This window comes from Geobacillus sp. C56-T3, assembly GCF_000092445.1.
GTDB lineage: Bacteria > Bacillota > Bacilli > Bacillales > Anoxybacillaceae > Geobacillus > Geobacillus thermoleovorans.
On sequence record NC_014206.1, the window covers coordinates 3,363,816 to 3,383,294 of the forward strand.

15 protein-coding genes are annotated in these 19,479 nt (G+C 52.1%); 6 read left to right on the forward strand and 9 right to left on the reverse strand.

All coding sequences use genetic code 11. The features are described from left to right. Positions 1 to 349 precede the first annotated feature (349 nt). Positions 350 to 2,008 (forward strand): IS1634 family transposase, encoded by a 1,659-nt coding sequence (locus GC56T3_RS16675; RefSeq protein WP_041468191.1) that lies wholly within the window; start codon positions 350 to 352, stop codon positions 2,006 to 2,008. Between the two features lie 258 nt (positions 2,009 to 2,266). On the opposite strand, the gene GC56T3_RS19015 is transcribed toward GC56T3_RS16675, so the two are convergent. Beyond that, positions 2,267 to 5,473, reverse strand: a complete 3,207-nt coding sequence (locus tag GC56T3_RS19015) for an immunoglobulin-like domain-containing protein (RefSeq protein WP_013146480.1) — start codon at positions 5,471 to 5,473, stop codon at positions 2,267 to 2,269. Positions 5,474 to 5,775: 302 nt separating this feature from the next. On the opposite strand from GC56T3_RS19015, the gene GC56T3_RS16685 reads away from it, so the two are divergent. Next, entirely contained in the window at positions 5,776 to 7,434 is a 1,659-nt protein-coding gene (locus GC56T3_RS16685; protein ID WP_041468546.1) for an IS1634 family transposase, read from the forward strand. A 303-nt stretch (positions 7,435 to 7,737) separates the two neighbouring features. On the opposite strand, the gene GC56T3_RS16690 is transcribed toward GC56T3_RS16685, so the two are convergent. The 3 genes from GC56T3_RS16690 to GC56T3_RS16700 all read right to left on the reverse strand — a co-directional run bounded on the left by GC56T3_RS16690 (position 7,738) and on the right by GC56T3_RS16700 (position 10,579). Continuing rightward, positions 7,738 to 8,517: a hypothetical protein gene (locus tag GC56T3_RS16690; RefSeq protein ID WP_013146481.1), complete on the reverse strand. Its 780-nt coding sequence runs from the start codon at positions 8,515 to 8,517 to the stop codon at positions 7,738 to 7,740. A 45-nt stretch (positions 8,518 to 8,562) separates the two neighbouring features. Continuing rightward, complete coding sequence (locus tag GC56T3_RS16695; RefSeq protein WP_013146482.1) at positions 8,563 to 9,915, reverse strand: peptidoglycan-binding protein; 1,353 nt, start codon at positions 9,913 to 9,915, stop codon at positions 8,563 to 8,565. 154 nt (positions 9,916 to 10,069) lie between these two features. Next, a complete protein-coding gene (locus tag GC56T3_RS16700) occupies positions 10,070 to 10,579 on the reverse strand; it encodes a hypothetical protein (RefSeq protein WP_013146483.1) in 510 nt (169 codons plus the stop codon). A 209-nt stretch (positions 10,580 to 10,788) separates the two neighbouring features. Here GC56T3_RS16700 and GC56T3_RS16705 point away from each other — a divergent pair, with 209 nt between their 5' ends. Then, positions 10,789 to 11,196 (forward strand): helix-turn-helix domain-containing protein, encoded by a 408-nt coding sequence (locus GC56T3_RS16705; RefSeq protein WP_013146484.1) that lies wholly within the window; start codon positions 10,789 to 10,791, stop codon positions 11,194 to 11,196. Between the two features lie 120 nt (positions 11,197 to 11,316). On the opposite strand, the gene ssb is transcribed toward GC56T3_RS16705, so the two are convergent. Next, the gene (gene ssb, locus GC56T3_RS16710) at positions 11,317 to 11,676 is read right to left on the reverse strand and encodes a single-stranded DNA-binding protein (RefSeq protein ID WP_011232661.1); all 360 of its coding nucleotides are present in this window, start codon (positions 11,674 to 11,676) and stop codon (positions 11,317 to 11,319) included. Between the two features lie 270 nt (positions 11,677 to 11,946). Here ssb and GC56T3_RS16715 point away from each other — a divergent pair, with 270 nt between their 5' ends. Beyond that, on the forward strand, positions 11,947 to 12,387 hold the full coding sequence (locus GC56T3_RS16715; protein ID WP_013146485.1) for a YwpF-like family protein: 441 nt from the start codon (positions 11,947 to 11,949) through the stop codon (positions 12,385 to 12,387). A gap of 56 nt (positions 12,388 to 12,443) precedes the next feature. Here the strand turns inward: GC56T3_RS16715 and GC56T3_RS16720 are convergent, their stop codons facing one another. From GC56T3_RS16720 to GC56T3_RS16740, 4 genes are all read right to left on the reverse strand, one after another. Next, positions 12,444 to 13,073 carry a class D sortase gene (locus GC56T3_RS16720; RefSeq protein WP_013146486.1) on the reverse strand — a complete coding sequence of 210 codons (630 nt, stop codon included), beginning with the start codon at positions 13,071 to 13,073 and terminating at the stop codon, positions 12,444 to 12,446. Between the two features lie 6 nt (positions 13,074 to 13,079). Further along, a complete protein-coding gene (locus GC56T3_RS16725) occupies positions 13,080 to 13,979 on the reverse strand; it encodes a processed acidic surface protein (RefSeq protein ID WP_013146487.1) in 900 nt (299 codons plus the stop codon). A 381-nt stretch (positions 13,980 to 14,360) separates the two neighbouring features. Continuing rightward, positions 14,361 to 15,737: an aspartate kinase gene (locus GC56T3_RS16735; RefSeq protein ID WP_013146488.1), complete on the reverse strand. Its 1,377-nt coding sequence runs from the start codon at positions 15,735 to 15,737 to the stop codon at positions 14,361 to 14,363. 465 nt (positions 15,738 to 16,202) lie between these two features. Next, positions 16,203 to 16,637, reverse strand: a complete 435-nt coding sequence (locus GC56T3_RS16740; RefSeq protein WP_013146490.1) for a DUF1284 domain-containing protein — start codon at positions 16,635 to 16,637, stop codon at positions 16,203 to 16,205. 492 nt (positions 16,638 to 17,129) lie between these two features. Here GC56T3_RS16740 and GC56T3_RS16745 point away from each other — a divergent pair, with 492 nt between their 5' ends. Both GC56T3_RS16745 and adh read left to right on the forward strand, forming a co-directional pair. Further along, positions 17,130 to 17,717, forward strand: coding sequence for a hypothetical protein (locus GC56T3_RS16745; protein ID WP_013146491.1), 588 nt, complete (start codon positions 17,130 to 17,132; stop codon positions 17,715 to 17,717). Positions 17,718 to 17,930: 213 nt separating this feature from the next. After that, complete coding sequence (gene adh / locus GC56T3_RS16750) at positions 17,931 to 19,451, forward strand: aldehyde dehydrogenase (RefSeq protein WP_013146492.1); 1,521 nt, start codon at positions 17,931 to 17,933, stop codon at positions 19,449 to 19,451. The last annotated feature ends 28 nt before the right edge of the window (positions 19,452 to 19,479 follow it).

A 19,479-nucleotide genomic window follows, 5' to 3' on the forward strand; every position in this document is an offset into this window, starting at 1 on the left:
TAAATTGCCAATCAGCGTCCAGCCAATCCCAATGACCTGGTCGCGAATGAATTCGTCGTACCGCTGAAACCCATGCGGTTTTGTTTTGATTTGAAATACATGCGCCATTCCTAATCCCCCGTTTCCCTCTTCAACCTCCGCCTTAGCCACACCGTCCCATCCATCGAAAAATGACACGCACATAACCGCTTCAACTCTTTGCGTGCTTCTGAAGAACGGCGGTAATGGCCTTAATCGTTTCTTTGGTGACTCACATTTCGCACCCTCCCGACGAAAATCGGGAGGATTTTTTCATTCCGATGTCGAATGAATCCTTGACACACAAGGAACGTAAAGGAGTTTTTCTCTCATGAATGTGAAAGTCAAAGGGGTCTATCGTAATGGTTATTTGAATATAATAAGTGTTCTAGTCAAAAAACTCGACATCCCCCACTTGATTGACCATCTTGTGCCCGTCGATCCACAATGCCAAACGCGAGTCAGCGATGCCGTTCAAGCCATCCTTTACAATCTATTTGACGGCCGGCAAGCCCTGGTTCACTTAGAACGATGGGCTCAGGAGATCGATCTGGAGAAACTCATCCGTCCCGGTCTCCAGCCTTCCTGGTTGAACGACGATGCCTTGGCCCGTCATCTCGACCGCTTGTATGAGGCCGATATTCACAAGGTCATCAGCACTTGCTTGATTCACATTTATCGCAAAGAAGGCCTTTCCCTCCGAGCCTTTCACGCTGATACGACGGACAAGACGGTTTACGGAGCGTATGAGTCGGCCTCATTAGAGGCTTTGCAGATCACACATGGCTATAACCGCCATCACCGTTGGCAAAAACAGATCGGCTTCGGGCTGGTCGGCAACGAGGATGGCATCCCGTTTTACGGCGATGTGCATGACGGCAATCTATCGGATAAGGCGTGGAATCCTGAGGTGCTGTCGCGGATCCACGAACAGTTCAAACAAGCCAAGATCGACGACGAATGGATTTACGTGGCCGATTCCGCCGCGATGACGAAAGACACCTTGGCGCAGACAAAAGCCGCCCGAGCCTTTTTGATCACCAGAGGCCCTTCGTCGCTTCGAATCGTGAAACAGGCGCTCGCGGAGGCCGATTCGCCTCACATCCCGTGGAGCGAACCCTTTACCCTAGCGGAGAGAAACGGCGCCACGTACCGGGTATGGGAAACGGCCGCGACCTATGAAGGCCACCCGGTTCGGCTGATCGTCGTCGAATCGAGCGCGCTCGACCAGCGCAAAGGAAAAACCCTCGAAAAAGAGCGGGTCAAAGAAGCGGAGCTTCTTCGCGAGGAACAAGTCCGTTGGGAGCGCCACCCCTTCTCCTGCCGCGAAGACGCCGAACAAGCCTTGACGTCCCTCAAGGCGTCCCTTCGCCCTCGGTTTCATCGAGTGGAGGCCGCGGTCGAAGAGATCGTGCGTCCGAAAAAACGGCGAGGACGGCCGAAAAAAGGGGCGGAACCCGAGATGGAGACGCTGTACACCCTTCGCCTAAACGTCGAATTCGACCAACCGGCATGGGAACAGGCAAGACGGAAAGCGTCCCGGTTTGTCCTCGTCACGACCGTTCCGAAGGAATGGAAGGGCCAACAAATGGATGCCCAAGAGATCTTGAAGCTGTATAAAGGGCAAATCTCGGTGGAAATGAACTTCGCGTTTTTGAAAGATCCGTTTTTTACGGATGAGATTTATGTCAAAAAACCAGAACGGGTCGCCGTATTGGGCTATCTATTTCTCTTGGCCTTGGCGATTTACCGCGTTTTTCAGCGCCGGGTGCGTCAGTTCATCACACCAGAACGCCCGTTAAAAGGGGCTGGAGGCCGCAAGCTGACCCGGCCAACGGGACAGGTGATTTTTCAGCTGTTTCAATATGTGAACGTCATCCTGCTGGAGCTGCCAGACGGGCGCATCCAACGCGCACTGGATCGCTCCCTCAACCCGGATCAGCGAAGGATTCTGCAGGGATTGGGCATGGATGAGAGCATCTACGTCTAACATGATACGGAACGACTAGCGATGGTAAAAAAAGGATTACCATCGCTCGTTGTGTTGGTCAAAAAGTTATTCTGAAAAACTAAATAAAAAATCCTTTGTTTTGACCTTGTTAGGGTGCGAAATGTGAGTTGGTGATATCTCTGTCAATGCTTCAAAGATTTTCGCCGATGGGATGGTTAAAATAAGTCAGAAAGGAAGGCCCTAGAGAAATTCTTCTCAGAGCCTTCCTTCCGTCATATTACAAAAACTATCAATATATCAATTCTTTGTTACAGTTGTAGCATTATCAAATGTTCCATCTGAATTACTGTCAACATTATTTCCAACTGTAACTGTAAATGTCTGAGTTGCAGTCGATGCACCTTTAGTGATTGTTGCAGTTAATACTACAGTTTGGGTAGAAGATGTACGTGCTGGTGTAGTGTACGTTCCATTAGAGATTGTTCCTCCACCAGACGTAATTGCCCAAGTTACTGTAGCTCCATCTTGAGTAGACGGCAATGTAATTGTTGAAGTAGCACCTGTTGGATTTGTTACAGTCAAATTTAAGTTGGCTTTTGCTGTAGCAACTGTAGCAGCATCAGCTGCTGTTGCAGTAATGCCATCTTGAGAAGCTTTCACATTACGAGCTGCATCTTCAACTGGACCCACTAAAGCCACTTTCGGAGTTGCTGCTAAATCATTCGTTGTTTTCTCTTGGACTGTGATAGTCACCACATTGCCGTTTACAGACACTGATTTAACAGTATAACCTTCAATCAAGAAGTCTGAATCATTTACAGACGGCACATACAGATTTTCGCTGAATGTCACCTCAAAGGTGTCAACAAAGTTGTCTCCGTCTAGATCTTTCGCTACAGCAGCTGTCATTTCTGGCGCATACTTATCAGCAACCGGTACACCGCTAGTTCCCAAATTTACGGCTGCACCGAAGCTGTTCTTAGCGTCAACATTGGAAGTTGCTGTTCTTACTTTTACATTCTGAACATTTGTTGGGATGTTGACGCTATTAGTAGTAGTCAAGGTAATGACAGACTTGCCATCTACTACTTCGTTGGAAAGCCCGCCAGCTTGAGCCCAAGTGCTACCGCCATCAACACTAACTTCGAAGTCATCTGCTTGCGCACCCGTAATGACTTCTTTAAAGTAAAGCTTAACTGTATTTTTACCAGTTGCTTCTGCTTTATCAAATAATGGAGCAGAAACTGTTGATGGCACTTGAACATCCGTAGAAGCTGCAGCGATTGGGTTACCCGCAGCATCAAGAACACGCAATACTTGAATTGTCTTTCCTGCTGGATCTTGTGTTGCGTCGGTAAAGTCAAGGATTACAGCTTTATTTCCATCTACTGCTGTTACAGTAACTTTGCTGTCTAATGCTGCGCCTCCAAATAAATAGTTAAGTTTGTTTTCGATAGAAGCTTTGTCCATTACTTCGCTGAATACAATCTTAACTTTCTTAGTAGATAATAGTTGTGCTTGAATACCTTGTGCGTTGCTGTCTAAGTCAGAAACTGTAGGAGGCACAACATCTTTAACAGTTACTGTTGTAGTGTAATCAGCAAGTTTATTTTCGTTAATAGACTTATCTTTTACGTTCTTGATCGTTAATGTGTAAGAACCGCCGTTTAACGTTGGCGTAGTAATTGTGAACGTTTTGTTATCAGTTGTGCTGACAGAGATCAGATTCACTGTATTACCTGCTGCGTCTTTAAGTGTATAGTTACCTAATACATCTCCACCAGTTACTTCTTCACTGAATGTTACTTTAATTTGGGTATTCGAAACAGCCTCAACTTTTGTCACTGTTGGAGCCACTGTATCTACAGTTACATTGCCTGTAATCGTTTGAGCAGGCACTTTGTTGCCCCAGAGGTCAGCAATTTGAGCGCCTTTCTCATCAACATAGCTTAAGAATAATTTGAACGGACCTTCTGGAAGCGGGTTAGCGAAATCTAAAGTAAGCTCTCTACCATTTAAAGTTTTAGTTGCTTTATATGCAGCAACACCTTTGTAAGTGTGATAGAATTCAACGTTTGCATCCATAACATTTGTTACATCTTCATTGAATTCAAGAACAATTTTCTTAGGAGATGCAGATTTAACTGTTACAGTTGGAGCTGTAGCGTCTGTCGCAAAAGTAAATTCTTTAACTACTTCCTCAACTTTGAAACCAGCGTAGTCCGCACCATCTTTTACTTTTAATTTATGGGTACCCGAAGCTGGTTGAGTGCCAAGAGTTAATACTGCCTCGTCAGAACCTGGAGTAAATGTTGCGTTTACAATAGCAATTGTTCCATCATCCAATGTGAAGGTTGGAACCGTTGAAAGGATTTCAGAGAATTTTACCTTCAACGTCTTCGGTCCAATTGCTTCAACACTAGCAACAGTCGGAGCTGTTACGTCCAAGAATTTAACCGATTTAGTAGTTTTTCCGATCAATTCCCCATTTACAGTTTTTACATTTTCAATTGTTAAATCAGCAGTTTGTTGCTGAGCAGCGCTATTAGTCAGTGTTAGGACGACTTCTTTGCCGTTCGCTTTTGCACTAGTTACTGTTAAACCGCTTGCACTTGGGAATGTATAGTTACCGACAGTTTCAGCAGTTGTTACATCTACATCTTTGTTAAATGTAATTTTAACTTGTTTAAGGTTAATCGCACTTACACTCTCAACCTTCGGCGTCAATGCCGCTTCATACGCCGCATTGGCGTCTTGCGCTGCTTTTTGCAGTTCAGCTTTGAACGCATCGGTTACTTTCGATACGTATTGGTTGACTTGGTCAAGCGCAGCTTTCGCTTTGTCCAGGTTGCCGGCTTTGACGGCGTCTTGCGCTTCACGCGCTTTCATCGAAACCGTGATGTCGTAAACTAAGCTGTCGCGCAGTTTTTGCGCTTCGGCTTTGAATTGCGAACGAAGCAGGTCGCGCGTCGTTTGACCGTATACGCGGTCGAGGATGACCGTGCGCGTTTTGAGCTCGTACGAAATTTTGTGGTAAAGCTCTTCTGCTTTTTTCAGATCTTTCGCATCGACGGCTGCTTTGAGTTCTTGACGCATCGCGTCTAATTTTGTCGCATAGTTGTAAGCGTCGATGTACGTAGCCACGCGCGCTTCGCCCGATTTCGGGTTGGCTTTGAATACATACGTTTCGTATGTAGCTTGCAAGTCAGCCAAATACGCGTCTTTTTTCGCGCCGCCGGCTTTGTTCACGACAGCGACAGCGTTTGCATACGCTTGTTTTGCTTTGTTGTAGGCGGCATACACATCGTTGATGTTCGGGAGTTTACCCGTTTCCGTTACCGTATGGCTGTACGTATAGTATGCTTCTTTCATTTGCGCTTTCGCTTGGCTCACGACCGTCGCAACATCCGTTGCCGCTTGGGAAGCGTGCGGGTTGGCGGCGACGAAAGCGCTCGCTGCTACAGCGCTGGCTGTGGCGAGTTTGACTGCTTTCTTTTTGTCCATAAAGCCCAAAATCCCCCTTCGTTTTTATGAAACTTTAGAGCAATGGGTACTAAACGTTTCCGTTTAGTAGATTCATTGCCTAAAAGGTGCTAACATGAACCAAGATCATCCTGTGTGTCTAGATGATAGACTTATTAGCAAGGCTATCATCCAGTGCTAGCACTTTCACATCATTCCTTAATGCTCCACGTCTCCTATAATAACTCACATTTCGCACCCTTCCGACGAAAATCGGGAGGATTTTTTGTTCCGATGTCGAATGAATCCTTGACACACAAGGAACGTAAAGGAGTTTTTCTCTCATGAATGTGAAAGTCAAAGGGGTCTATCGTAATGGTTATTTGAATATAATAAGTGTTCTAGTCAAAAAACTCGACATCCCCCACTTGATTGACCATCTTGTGCCCGTCGATCCACAATGCCAAACGCGAGTCAGCGATGCCGTTCAAGCCATCCTTTACAATCTATTTGACGGCCGGCAAGCCCTGGTTCACTTAGAACGATGGGCTCAGGAGATCGATCTGGAGAAACTCATCCGTCCCGGTCTCCAGCCTTCCTGGTTGAACGACGATGCCTTGGCCCGTCATCTCGACCGCTTGTATGAGGCCGATATTCACAAGGTCATCAGCACTTGCTTGATTCACATTTATCGCAAAGAAGGCCTTTCCCTCCGAGCCTTTCACGCTGATACGACGGACAAGACGGTTTACGGAGCGTATGAATCGGCCTCGTTGGAGGCTTTGCAGATCACACATGGCTATAACCGCCATCACCGTTGGCAAAAACAGATCGGCTTCGGGCTGGTCGGCAACGAGGACGGCATCCCGTTTTACGGCGATGTGCATGACGGCAATCTATCGGATAAGGCGTGGAATCCTGAGGTGCTGTCGCGGATCCACGAACAGTTCAAACAAGCCAAGATCGACGACGAATGGATTTACGTGGCCGATTCCGCCGCGATGACGAAAGACACCTTGGCGCAGACAAAAGCCGCCCGAGCCTTTTTGATCACCAGAGGCCCTTCGTCGCTTCGAATCGTGAAACGGGCATTAGCGGAGGCCGATTCGCCTCACATCCCGTGGAGCGAACCCTTTACCCTGGCGGAGAGAAACGGCGCCACGTACCGGGTATGGGAAACGGCCGCGACCTATGAAGGCCACCCGGTTCGGCTGATCGTCGTTGAATCGAGCGCGCTCGACCAGCGCAAAGGAAAGACGCTCGAAAAAGAGCGGGTCAAAGAAGCGGAGCTTCTTCGTGAGGAACAAGTCCGTTGGGAGCGCCACCCCTTCTCCTGCCGCGAAGACGCCGAACAAGCCTTGACGTCCCTCAAGGCGTCCCTTCGCCCTCGGTTTCATCGAGTGGAGGCCGCGGTCGAAGAGATCGTGCGTCCGAAAAAACGGCGAGGACGGCCGAAAAAAGGGGCGGAACCCGAGACGGAGACGCTGTACACCCTTCGCCTAAACGTCGAATTCGACCAACCGGCATGGGAACAGGCAAGACGGAAAGCGTCCCGGTTTGTCCTCGTCACGACCGTTCCGAAGGAATGGAAGGGCCAACAAATGGATGCCCAAGAGATCTTGAAGCTGTATAAAGGGCAAATCTCGGTGGAAATGAACTTCGCGTTTTTGAAAGATCCGTTTTTCACGGATGAGATTTATGTCAAAAAGCCAGAACGAGTTGCCGTATTGGGCTATCTATTTCTCTTGGCCTTGGCGATTTACCGCGTTTTTCAGCGCCGGGTGCGTCAGTTCATCACACCGGAACACCCGTTAAAAGGGGCTGGAGGCCGCAAGCTGACCCGGCCAACCGGGCAGGCGATTTTTCAGCTGTTTCAATATGTGAACGTCGTCCTGTTCCAGCTGCCGGATGGACGCATCCAACGCGCACTGGATCGCTCCCTCAACCCGGATCAGCGAAGGATTCTGCAGGGATTGGGCATGGATGAGAGCATCTACGTCTAACATGATACAGAACGACTAGCGATGGTAAAAAAAGGATTGCCATCGCTCGTTGTGTTGGTCAAAAAGTTATTCTGAAAAACTAAATAAAAAATCCTTTGTTTTGACCTTGTTAGGGTGCGAAATGTGAGTAATAATACATTTTCCTTCTAAATTCTAGCCCTAAATACAAATTTTTTAGAGAATATACCTTTGAAATTATTTCCATCGATGGCGACATTGATATGAATATGCCTGTAACAGAAATTTAGAACAATATTTTGGCAGTTTGATGGTTTTGGTTGGCAAACATTTTGTGCAAAAACATCAATCGTTTTTCTTCACCGTGACGTCCATCGGTTGGCCGAGCGTCATTTTGACGACGTCATAGCGGTCATCCAAGTACAAATCGAGAAAGCGGAACTGTCCTGCGAATTGTTCTGGGCTGTTCGTGATGGAAAATTGCAGCTGCATCGCGTAGTCGCCGCTGTTGGCGAGCTGTTCGGCGATTTTTTCGATCTCTTCCTTCGGCACGTTGTACGCTTTTAAGTAAGAGATCGAGTCGGCGATCGCTTCGGCGTTGTCGTTGAAATAAATGGAGAGCGTCACCGCGGCGCCGTCGATGCGGCCTTCAAGCGGCAATGACATATTTTGGCCGTATAAGTACCAACCGAACAAGCGGCTGCCTTTTTGCCGCTCAATGACGAACGGGACGGATTCATTTCCTGCCTGAAGAATGTACTGCCCTTTCAATGAGCGGGCGACAAGGGCGAGAAGTTCGTCTTTTGTGAACGGCACGTATTGGATGGCGTCCCCTTGTTTGGCATACAGTCCGCCGCCGAGGCTGTAATAGACGGCGCCGCCTGCCCGTTTTTGGCTGTAGACGCGATACTCGCGCCCTTGTTTCGCCGTCATGGCGGACTGCCATGCGGCTCCGTTCAGGCGGTATAGAGGCGTGTCGCGCAAAATGACGACTTTGCCGATCATGCCTTGTTTCCATTGGACTTGCCCCCATTGGACGGCGGCGTCAACCGTTTGTCCATTTCCTCCGAGGGCGATGGCGGCGGCGAGGCAGATGGCGGCTGCCATTTGGGATGCATGCTTCATCTTCGTTTTCCTCCTCATTTTGGTCATCGTTGTCGTTCCAGCATGCTAAAAGAACCGCTTCGCCCCCAAGTACCGCTGTTTCCAATACGATTGGTCGAGGCGGCTCGTCGTCACGCCGGTCGAAGCGCCGCTATGGATGAACTGGCCGTTGCCGATATAGATGCCGGCGTGCGACGGGCTATTCGTGGTCGTGGCGAAAAAGACGATGTCGCCGACTTCCGGAGCGGAAACCGATGCGCCTGCATTCCACATCAAGGCGACGGTGCGCGGCACGGTGATGCCTTGTTGCTGGAAAAGGTAGAAAATGAAGCCGCTGCAGTCAAATCCCTCTTCCGGCGCATCGCCGCCCCAAACGTATGGGGTTCCGAGCAGCTCAGCCGCATCGGCGACGAGTTCGATGACGTCCAGCTTCGCCGCAGGGGCTTGTCCGATCAGGCGCTCGTATGTTTCGCCGTCCACGACGCCGGTTGCGGGGAGTTGGGCCGCTTGTTGGAAACGGCGGACGGCATCGGCGGTGGCGGTGCCGTAGTAGCCGGTGATGGCCGTCCAGAAGTAACCGAGCTCTTTCAGCTTTGTCTGAATGCGCTTGACGTCTTCGCCGAGCGCGCCGATGGAGAGGCGAACAGCTTGACGCTCGCGTTCGATCAGTGCAGGGGAGGTCGTTTTCGCTTTTACCGCGCTCGCGAGGCGGGCGGCGGTTTGGTTGTCGACCGCGCCGGTCACGGGCAGGCCGTTGTCGCGTTGAAAGCGGCGGACCGCGTCGGCGGTCAGCACCCCATAGTAGCCGGTGATGTCCGAATACGTAAAGTAGCCGAGTTGTTTAAGCTGCTGCTGCAGCTTGCGGACGTCGTCGCCGCGCGAACCGATCGTCAGCGCGTCAGATGACGTGGCCGGCTGACTTGTTGCTTTTTGCTTCAGCCGCTCAAGCGTCGCCCGATCCGCCCGGCCGGTGGCGGGAAGTCCGTTCGCCTGTTGAAACTGCTTCACCGCATCGGCGGTTACGGCGCCGTAGTAGCCGGTGATTTGCGGATAGCGAAAATAGCCGAGCTGTTTCAGCCAGCGCTGCAAATCACTGACGGCCGCACCGCGGGACCCGATGGCGAGCGTGTCGTTTGACGCAGGCTTTTTCAGCTTCGCGTAGGTGGCGTCATCGACGATGCCGGTCGCCGGCAAGTTCATCGCCCGTTGGAACGCTTTGACCGCTTCTTCGGTAATGGCGCCAAAGTAGCCGGTCGCTTTTGGGTATGTAAAAAAACCTTGTTCCTTTAAACGCTGCTGGATTTGTGTGATTTCAGGGGAACTCATGCCTTTTTTCCATTCCGCCGCCTGGCTGTCATCCGGGGCAAGAAAAAAGGACGAAACCATGGCAGCGGCAAAGAAGGCGTGATTCGGTTTCACGGATGCGTCCTCTCCCTTCGCCGCCCCTTTCGTTTGTTGTCGTCTTGTCCTGAGTGGATGTTCAAGATGAGGCGCGGCAATGTTCTATATTTTCAGTATATCGTATGAAAGCCATGAAAGGAAATGCTTTTTTCCATTGGGAGAAGAAAGAAGATCATGAACCGGAATGGGGTGTTCCCCGTTTCGGACGCGACAGATTGGCGAACAAGTGCGATACATGCCGGTCATCGACAAGGTAAATCGACTGCAGCACTTCATAAATGAGCTGTTTTTCCATCGCCAGCCATTCATCTGCGCGGATCGGGATGTATTTTTGCCTCGGTTCGTTCCACTCATAAAGGGCGACGGTAAACTTTTTTTGGCGAAGATCAAGCTTGACGATAAACATGTAAAGCTGGCTCGTGCATTTAAATACAAAATAGAGCTGAGCTTCCTTTGAGCAGGTGATCGTGCGGAACAGCGCCTCGCCTTCCGATGCAAAACGCATCCGCCCACCTTCGTTTTTCAGCGAGCGCAGCGAATCGGTGAAACTGGCGGGGGCGATCGTTTTCAGCCGCACGGAAAACGGATTTTTCATTTCCTTAATATAGATATGGTACATGTTTTGGGCGTGCTTCTCCCCGTTTCGTTCACAAATGACAAAATCGGCAAGATAGATATTCACCTTGACCCCCTCTTTTTGGCTCATAATTTCCCATTTTTAACTAATTGTACTATGTCCTTCCTGGGCAAAAAAAGAGGCCGAACGATGAAATTACGGACAAATCCGTTCTGATTTAGAAACAAAGATGGGAATGAGTGAAAAAGGAACAACCATTAGCTCCACGCTTTTCTATCTTTAAAGAGTAATGATGAAAAGCGTGGTGACGAACGATGGCAAACTTAGGAGAAACGCTCAAACAGCTGCGAAAACAACGGCGCTGGACACAGGAACAGCTGGCCGAGCAGCTGAATGTATCGCGTTCGCAAATCAGCAAATGGGAAAACGGCAGCTTGCTTCCGGATGTGCAGTCGCTTGAAAAACTTTGCCAATTATTCAACATCAGTGCCGATTTTTTGCTTGGCGGCGAAACGCGCCAGCGCGAGCTGTTGCGCGAAGTGACGGACATGTACGGAACGGCGGACGTGCACGAAACGGTGCTCGCGGCGTTGGACTACTTGCTTCATAACCAAGAGATGAGCGAAGCGGTGTACGCGCTCGCGAAGCTGCCGGATAAAAAGCGAAAACATGTCGAAACGATGATCATGACAATCGTAAAAGAGTGCTCCGAGCTCATTTAGCTCCCCTCATGCTGAAAAAAGCGCTAACAACGACGTGCTAGCGCCATCCGTTGGGGGAGTGTTTGGGGACACGTTCTTTCTCTTGGGGATTCGCTTTGAAAGGCATGTATGGGGAAACGACTATACGTGCTCCGGCCATTCTGGTTTCTTTCCGGAGTGGAGAAATTGGACGGACTCCGCGACGACTTCGGTGACATAGACGCGTTGACCGTCTTTTTTATCGTAGCGGCGCGTTTGGATTCTCCCCGTCACCGCCACCATCGATCCTTTTCGGCAATAATTGGCGGTATGTTCCGCTGTTTTCCGCCATAAAACGCATGGAACGAAATCGGCGTCAATCCCCCCTTCCGCGTTGCGGAAATTTCTCGCCACCGCCAGCGTGACAGTCGCGACGGCAGCCCCTTCGGCCGTGTAGCGAAGCTCGGGATCTTTCGTCAACCGGCCGACCAACACGACTTGGTTGATCATGTGTTGGCGCATCCCCCCTTTCCTCCACCGCACCTTTATGATAACGAATCTCGTTTTGGGTCGTAAAATCGCGATTTTTGCATTTTTTTGCGCACTCTATAGATACAATCCAGCGAAAAAGGCGAAATCTTCGTCGACAATGGCGGGGCAAAATGGCTTTTTTGCCATCTGGCGGAAAAAAATGCAGATCGTTTTTCAGCAGCAGGGGCGGCATCCCGTTTTTCTTCCCTCGTCCGCCTGTGCTATAATCTTGGATAAGACAACGGTAACGAGGTGGACGAGATGAAAACGTTCAAGCTTGTCGGGCTCTCGGTCATCGATGACGACATGCACCGCCAAGACATCCCCTTTATTGACGGGTTGATCATCAACAAAGAAGACGGGCAAAACCGCTGGCTCGTGGAGGCGTATTTGGATGACGACTATGAGCCAATGTTTGTGAGCTTGCAGCGGCGTCCAGAGTTTCAACTGCAAGTGACGATCACCCACACAAGCAACGACCCGGCCAATATGCTCGTCGCCGTCCGTTCGATCACGAAAATGAACGGCCACATCAGCGTCTTGATGGAAGGGCTGATGATCCCGCGGCGCACCCATTTGGCGGAAGTCGTGCTGGCCGGCCTTGTCAAGAAAGGGCTGCAAGGCGAGGCGCTGCTTCAAGAGTTTCGCCAGCAAATGCATGAGCGAATCGATGCCAAGGCGCCGCAGGAACGGAAAAGGTAAAAGGCTGGAGAGCGCACTTTCCAGCCTTTTTGTTTGCCTTCCTGCAGGCAAGTGGATCATCCTCTTGGAAACGCCAGGGCATCAACCCGAACCGGGCGGGCGGTGACGATGCAGCGTTTCGGGGCGCGGCCGATGAGGCGAAACGGGTAGCACGTTGTCACCGTCAGCGTTGGGCGCGCTTTCTCCACCAAAACGGTCCGGTCGTCGTCATCGACGATGCGGATGTTGACGATGCGGTAATGGATGGCGGCGCGATCCGTCCGAATGACGAGCGCATCGCCGATCTCAAGCTCGCCAAAGCGGCGGAACACAGTATCGCGGTGCCCGGACAACACGACATGCCCTCGTCCCCCCGGCCAATCGCTCGCCGGATAATGGCCGACACCTCGGCGCAATTCTTGTTCGCGGACGCCTTCATACACGGGAATCGCCGCCCCGAGCTTCGGAATGGCAAGTTCGCCAAGGCAGGCGCCGAGCGGTGCGTCTTTTTGCCCCGAACGTTCCGCTGGAAGGCTTGCGGCCGGCGGTGAGGAAGGCGCAGGAGCATCCCGCTTGACCGCCATCCAGCCGACGGTGTACCAATAGCCGTTCCAACCGGCCGTCGCCGCCCCGATGACGATCGCCGCCAGCGCCGCCCATTGGGCGGCCCGGCGCTTCCACGAAACCCGTGCTAGCTTGCGCTTCACGTCCCTTCACCCTTTCAGCCGCCCGACCCGCCGGTAAAGAAGGAACCCGGCGGAAGCGAGCATCAGTCCGGCCAACGTATAGGTCAAATACGGCGCCGCCGTCTCCGGCAGTTTTTCCCCATACATCTTTCCTTTCATCTCTACAGCGAGCAGCCCGGCGTCAATGCCTTTCTCCCCCGCGCGGACGATGTAGCCTGATGTCAACATCTCCCGCGTTATGGCGATATCGGCGACCTCCTCGCCTTGGCGGTTGTACAATCGAATGCGGATCGGCTCCGCTCCGGCCGCCTTTATGTCCGGCTCGTCCGCCTCAAGTTCAAGCAAGCGAAGCCCCTCTTCCCATATCGCCCGCAGTTTGCGGCGCTCTGTTTCCGTAAACGGCCCTTCCGTCTCCGCAAACGGGCGCAGCCGCTCACGAAGCGCCGCCAGCCGCCCAGCCAACTGTGGGTCGTCAAGCGAGGCCATATGGCGGGTGAGGGCGCGCACTTCTTGTTCCGTCATCCCAATGGCCCCAAGCAAGTCGTTGATTTGCTGCATGGCGGCGTTGTGCTGCGAGTAAAAACGGATGGCCCGGTCTAAGTCTTCGACAAATGTGTAGTCTTGCACCGTTTCGCCAAACTGGCCAAGCAGCGCCTCGAGCTCCTCGACCGTCAGTCCGTGCCGGCGCAGAACGGCATGAAGCCGCTCGTCAGTGATGGGCGTGCCGAGCCATTGTTTCATCTCATCCATGGTGCGAAAATCGGCGGCTGTCAAGCCGTATCGGTCCAAATAGTCCAACAAGTCGCTCACTGTCCAGCCGACGCTCTTGGCGTACTGCTCAAGCTCGCTTCGGCTGATGGCCGCCGCCCCAGCCGGAAACGAAGCGAAAACAGCGACAAGCACCGCCATTCCTAGCCATTGCCGCATTCGTTCTTCCTCCCTTCCGCTTTCTTTGACGTACATTGGTAGTATTTTCCGAACATGCCGCTCTTATGTACGCCAACCAGCGAAAAAAGAAGAAAGCTCGACTTAGAGCGCTTGAACGCTCTCCCATTTACGCAAACGCTTAGAGATGGAAGATTCTCGGGAACACCTGCCATAAGGCAGACTGCCAGCCAGACCATCCCCCGTCTGTCCCTGTGATTTGGCTGTTCCAACGAAGTCCTTCTTTCAAGATATTTTGAGCGGCGTTGGGGAACATCCATGATGGAAGACGCTGATTCATTCCCCCCTTCGGCTGATCGCGTGAAAGTGGGGGCTTCTCGGTTCATAAGAATAGGCGCCCGAGTTTCGGACGCCTGTTTCGCGTTAGGAAAGGTGACTTACGGTTGCCTGTTGAAAGTAGGCGTTGTACAAGGCGCGAACCGCCTCGTTGACGACTTCTTCTTTGACGCCGAACATCATGCTCACTTCGGACGAACCTTGGTTGATCATCTCCAAGTTGATGTTGGCGTCAGCGAGCGCAGTCGTGGCTTTCGCCGCCATCCCGATCGTTTTTTCCATTCCTTCGCCGACGACCATAATGAGCGCCAAGCCGTACTCAATCGTCACCTCATCGACGGCAAGCTCTTCGCGGATGCGGGCGAGGATGCGCTCATCTTTTCCATCCGCGAGCTGATCCGCCCGCAAAATGATCGACATGTTGTCGATGCCGGACGGCGTATGTTCGTAGGAGATGCCTTCGTCTTCTAAAATTTGCAGCACGCGCCGGCCAAAGCCAATCTCACGGTTCATTAAGTATTTGCTGATGTTGATGCTGCAAAAGCCAGTGTCGCTCGCAATGCCGGCGACCGGTTCGTCGATATGGTTGCGCTTGGCGACGATCCACGTGCCTGGAGCGGCCGGGTTGTTTGTGTTTTTTACGCAAACGGGAATGCCGGCGCGATAGACCGGCTCGAGCGCCTCGTCATGAAAGACGGAAAATCCGGAATACGACAGCTCACGCATCTCGCGGTACGTGATTTCTTTCAGCTTGCGGGCATCGGCGACGATCGACGGGTTGACGCAATAAATCGAATCGACGTCGGTAAAGTTTTCGTACACGTCCGCTTTGACGCCCGCGGCGACGATCGAGCCCGTAATATCCGACCCGCCGCGCGGGAACGTGACGATATGGCCCGATCGGGAATAGCCGAAAAATCCTGGGATGACCAAAACGCCGCGCCGTTCGCGCAGCTGCTTCAGTTTGTCATACGACTCCGGAAGCACTTGGGCGTTGCCCGGCTCATCGGTGACGATAATGCCGGCTTCAAGCGGGCTGACGTAGCTCGCCTCAAGCCCGCAATCTTGCAGATAGAGCGCCATGAGCCTTGCGTTATGGTCTTCGCCGCTCGCTTTAATGGCGTCAAACAACCGAGGCGGCTCGCTTCGATAGGCGCTGATTTTCGACTGCAAGTCATCGACAAGCTCGGCCAAAAAGCCGTTTGCTTCCAGCCCCAGCTCATTGGCGATGTCAGCATACCGCTTCACGATCGCTTCCATTGTTTCCTCATGCGGCTCGCCAGCCACAACTTGTTCGGCCAGCTGGATGAGCATATCGGTCACTTTCACATCGTCCTTGTACCGTTTCCCCGGCGCCGACACGACGACGATGCGGCGCTCGATATCCGAGCTGACGATGTCGGCCACTTTACGGAATTGTGCAGCGCTCGCCACCGAACTTCCACCGAATTTGGCTACTTTCATCGTTCATGACCCTTTCTGTCGAAAGTCTCTATAATTGTTTATCATATCACATTTTTCCGCCCATGGAACTATTCATTTTTTAGAAATTTCCGCCAACGTCCAAAACTGCCGCCATCGCCGGCCATGACTCTTTTCAAAACATATAGATGCCATTTGAAGCTTTACCATTTGCCGCTTTTACCGAGCATTGGATCGACTGCCTGGCGACCGAACAACGCCGCTTTCAGCCCCAGTATGGGTCTGTGAAGCGGATGGTTGTTCGGTCTTCCAAGCTACAGGCTTGCCTCGACAGTCGAAAATGGACAAACCGCTTTTCCGTCAAGGATATGTTAAACTTCTTCGTTGCATCTATATATACAGATGCCGCTGCAACAGGCTCCCCGCCTTGACAAACGGATGATGGTTCAGCGCAGCGCCGTTTTTCCATCGTTCCTCCTTGATTTTTCCGAAAACGGCCGCTCTGCCTCACGTTTGCGCCACATTGCCGCGGCGGACGTTGGCGATTCCTTCTTTGCAGACGCCGTACGGCAGCCACGAGCAGTTGCGGCACAACTCGTCCAAATCATCCGGCTTGACCCGTTCCGCCGTCCGCCGGATCAGTTCGGACTTCCAATACACGTTGCCTGGCTCCAAGCCTAAATGGCGAATGACGTTTCCGTCAAGCGAACGGACGTGGGCATCCGAATTCGGGCCGACTTCACACGTTGTCTCCCCATGATGCGGGCAGGCGAGGCACGCCTCATCGAGCGCCGCGACGACTTCAATCGGGAAATCGTCGTGTTCATCGCGAATGCGGGCTACGATCTCCCACATTTTTTCCACGAACGACGGGCTGTAGCCCATGCCGCGAAACCCGTGCACACAAAGCAAATGATGACCGCGCAAACGAACCGGTTTCATCTTCTCTCCCCTTCCTTTCTTTCCGGATTCAACGAAGCGAACCTTTGACCAACGGAACATTGTCGAAGTGAACATTTGGAGATGGAAAAGACAGCTTTTCGATTGCCTTCTTTTTTGTCCCCGTCGTCCTTGACGAACCTTTCGCGCTTTTAGTGGGGGCGGTCAAGGTTAAATCCTCAAAGGAATCGTCTGTATGGAGTTTTCATCCAACTTTTGACGCTGCCTTCTTTCCTCTCTTCAGACATATGCCGCCCGGCCCAATCGTTTCTATCGTTTTTGACTCCATCATACGTCAACTCTTTTCATTGGGCAACCGGCACCTCGATAACCAGCAGCGGACAGCGAAGCGACATCCCTTTCAGACCTATGCATCGTCTATGAAACGGTGGGCTCCCGGTCTTCGCCCAAACCGCCGTTTTCCTCCGTCAATTCGGAAAAATAACGGATCTGCTTTATACAGACAGCCGTCATGATACAATGAGAAAGGGAACGATGTTGCTGGGAAAGGACTGGCTGATCATGACGAAAGAAGAATTGGCACGCTCGCTTTCCGTCTTGCTTCATGAGCTGACGAAATCATGGCGGAAAGAAAAAATTCATTCCGATGTGCTCGAAATCATTATGAAACTGCGCATTCAAACCGATGACGACGACCAATACGTTGCCGATCTGCTCGGCAACATCGCGTTTGCGAGCGAATCGGCCCATGCGCTCAAGCAAATTTGGGGCTATATGCTGCGCGAGCAAACCTTTCTATCGCCACAGACGATCGAGGCGATGCTCACTGACGCCCAGCGCAAGATCCAGCGCCGACTGTCAGAGATGACGGCCCGCTATGAGCGTCCGTTTTTGTCCATCGATGACCCGCTCGAGCGGAAACGCCAGCTTGAGCGCTCCTACGGCGCGCTTCTTTTGTTCAACCGGATCGCCACCGACTTTTTGCTTGAGTTCGTCGGCGAAGAAAATGAAACGGCCGCGAGCGTCTTTTTCGCCGCCGATCCGAACGAGGCGATCGAAGTGTTCCACCATCTTTGCAGCGTCTACGCGAGCCGCTGGCTGGAAGGCCTGGAAGTCGATTGATGGACAAACCGTCGATTCAAGTCCTTGAAGCCAACCAAAGGTGCCCCAAAAGCGGCGGGGCGCCTCCTCTCATCACCATCTATACTGCCGCATTGGCATTTTCGATTTGACAGTATTGTCCAGCCATGATATTGTATTCATTGGAAAGAATTTTTATAATATTCTTTCCTTTGCAAGCGAATACAAAAAACTCAAATGAAGGAGGAATCGGGGATGATCTACGCACAACCAGGCCAGCCAGGCGCGCTTGTCACATTTAAAAAGCGCTACGAAAACTTCATTGGCGGCAAATGGGTGCCGCCGGTCGACGGCGAGTATTTCGAAAATATCACGCCAATCACCGGACAGCCGTATTGCGAAGTGCCGCGCTCAAAAGCGGCGGACATCGAACTGGCGCTTGACGCCGCCCATGCAGCAAAAGACGCATGGGGACGCACGTCTCCAGCGGAGCGCGCCCGTTTGCTGAACAAAATCGCCGATCGGATGGAAGAAAACTTGGAAATGCTGGCCGTCGCCGAAACGTGGGAAAACGGCAAGCCGATCCGCGAGACGCTCGCGGCTGACATTCCGCTCGCCATCGACCATTTCCGCTATTTCGCCAGCTGCATCCGCGCGCAAGAAGGCACCATTTCGGAAATCGATCATGACACGGTCGCCTATCATTTCAAAGAACCGCTCGGCGTCGTCGGACAAATCATCCCGTGGAACTTCCCGATTTTAATGGCGGCCTGGAAACTCGCGCCAGCGCTCGCGGCCGGCAACTGCGTCGTGTTGAAACCGGCGGAGCAAACGCCGACGTCGATCCTCGTTCTCATCAAACTCATCGAAGATTTGCTTCCGCCTGGCGTCGTCAACATCGTCAACGGCTTTGGCTTAGAAGCCGGCAAGCCGCTCGCCTCGAATCCACGCGTGGCGAAAGTGGCGTTCACCGGTGAAACGACGACCGGACGGCTCATCATGCAGTACGCCTCGCAAAACATCGTGCCGGTCACGCTTGAGCTTGGCGGCAAGTCCCCGAACATTTTCTTCGCTGATGTGATGGACAAAGATGACGAGTTTCTCGATAAAGCCCTCGAAGGGTTTACGATGTTCGCTCTAAACCAAGGCGAAGTGTGCACATGCCCGTCGCGCGCCCTCATCCACGAGTCGATTTACGATGCCTTTATGGAACGGGCGCTTGAACGCGTCAAGCAAATCAAGCAAGGCAATCCGCTCGATACGGAAACAATGATCGGCGCCCAAGCCTCGTCCGAGCAACTCGAGAAAATTTTGTCATACATCGACATCGGCAAACAGGAAGGCGCCGAACTTTTGATCGGCGGCGAACGGAACATGCTGGAAGGGGAACTCGCAGGCGGCTATTACGTCAAGCCGACGATTTTCAAAGGACATAACAAAATGCGCATCTTCCAAGAAGAAATTTTCGGCCCGGTGCTCGCGGTCACGACGTTTAAAGATCACGACGAAGCGCTTTCGATCGCCAATGAGACGCTGTACGGCCTTGGCGCCGGCGTCTGGACGCGCGACATCAACACCGCGTACCGCTTCGGCCGCGGCATCCAAGCCGGCCGCGTTTGGACGAACTGCTATCACGTCTATCCGGCCCATGCGGCATTTGGCGGCTACAAGATGTCCGGCATCGGCCGCGAAACGCACAAAATGATGCTTGAGCATTACCAACAAACGAAAAACTTGCTCGTCAGCTATTCGCCGAAAAAACTTGGCTTGTTCTGACATTGGTCCACCTGCTCTTCCACAGCAA

Bases quoted from the DNA above. Each gene is read 5' to 3' on its own strand.
- GC56T3_RS16675 (WP_041468191.1), top strand. From the start codon at position 350: ATGAATGTGAAAGTCAAAGGGGTCTATCGTAATGGTTATTTGAATATA.
- GC56T3_RS19015 (WP_013146480.1), bottom strand. From the start codon at position 5,473: ATGGACAAAAAGAAAGCAGTCAAACTCGCCACAGCCAGCGCTGTAGCA.
- GC56T3_RS16685 (WP_041468546.1), top strand. From the start codon at position 5,776: ATGAATGTGAAAGTCAAAGGGGTCTATCGTAATGGTTATTTGAATATA.
- GC56T3_RS16690 (WP_013146481.1), bottom strand. From the start codon at position 8,517: ATGAAGCATGCATCCCAAATGGCAGCCGCCATCTGCCTCGCCGCCGCC.
- GC56T3_RS16705 (WP_013146484.1), top strand. From the start codon at position 10,789: ATGGCAAACTTAGGAGAAACGCTCAAACAGCTGCGAAAACAACGGCGC.
- ssb (WP_011232661.1), bottom strand. From the start codon at position 11,676: ATGCGCCAACACATGATCAACCAAGTCGTGTTGGTCGGCCGGTTGACG.
- GC56T3_RS16715 (WP_013146485.1), top strand. From the start codon at position 11,947: ATGAAAACGTTCAAGCTTGTCGGGCTCTCGGTCATCGATGACGACATG.
- GC56T3_RS16725 (WP_013146487.1), bottom strand. From the start codon at position 13,979: ATGCGGCAATGGCTAGGAATGGCGGTGCTTGTCGCTGTTTTCGCTTCG.
- GC56T3_RS16735 (WP_013146488.1), bottom strand. From the start codon at position 15,737: ATGAAAGTAGCCAAATTCGGTGGAAGTTCGGTGGCGAGCGCTGCACAA.
- GC56T3_RS16740 (WP_013146490.1), bottom strand. From the start codon at position 16,637: ATGAAACCGGTTCGTTTGCGCGGTCATCATTTGCTTTGTGTGCACGGG.
- GC56T3_RS16745 (WP_013146491.1), top strand. From the start codon at position 17,130: ATGTTGCTGGGAAAGGACTGGCTGATCATGACGAAAGAAGAATTGGCA.
- adh (WP_013146492.1), top strand. From the start codon at position 17,931: ATGATCTACGCACAACCAGGCCAGCCAGGCGCGCTTGTCACATTTAAA.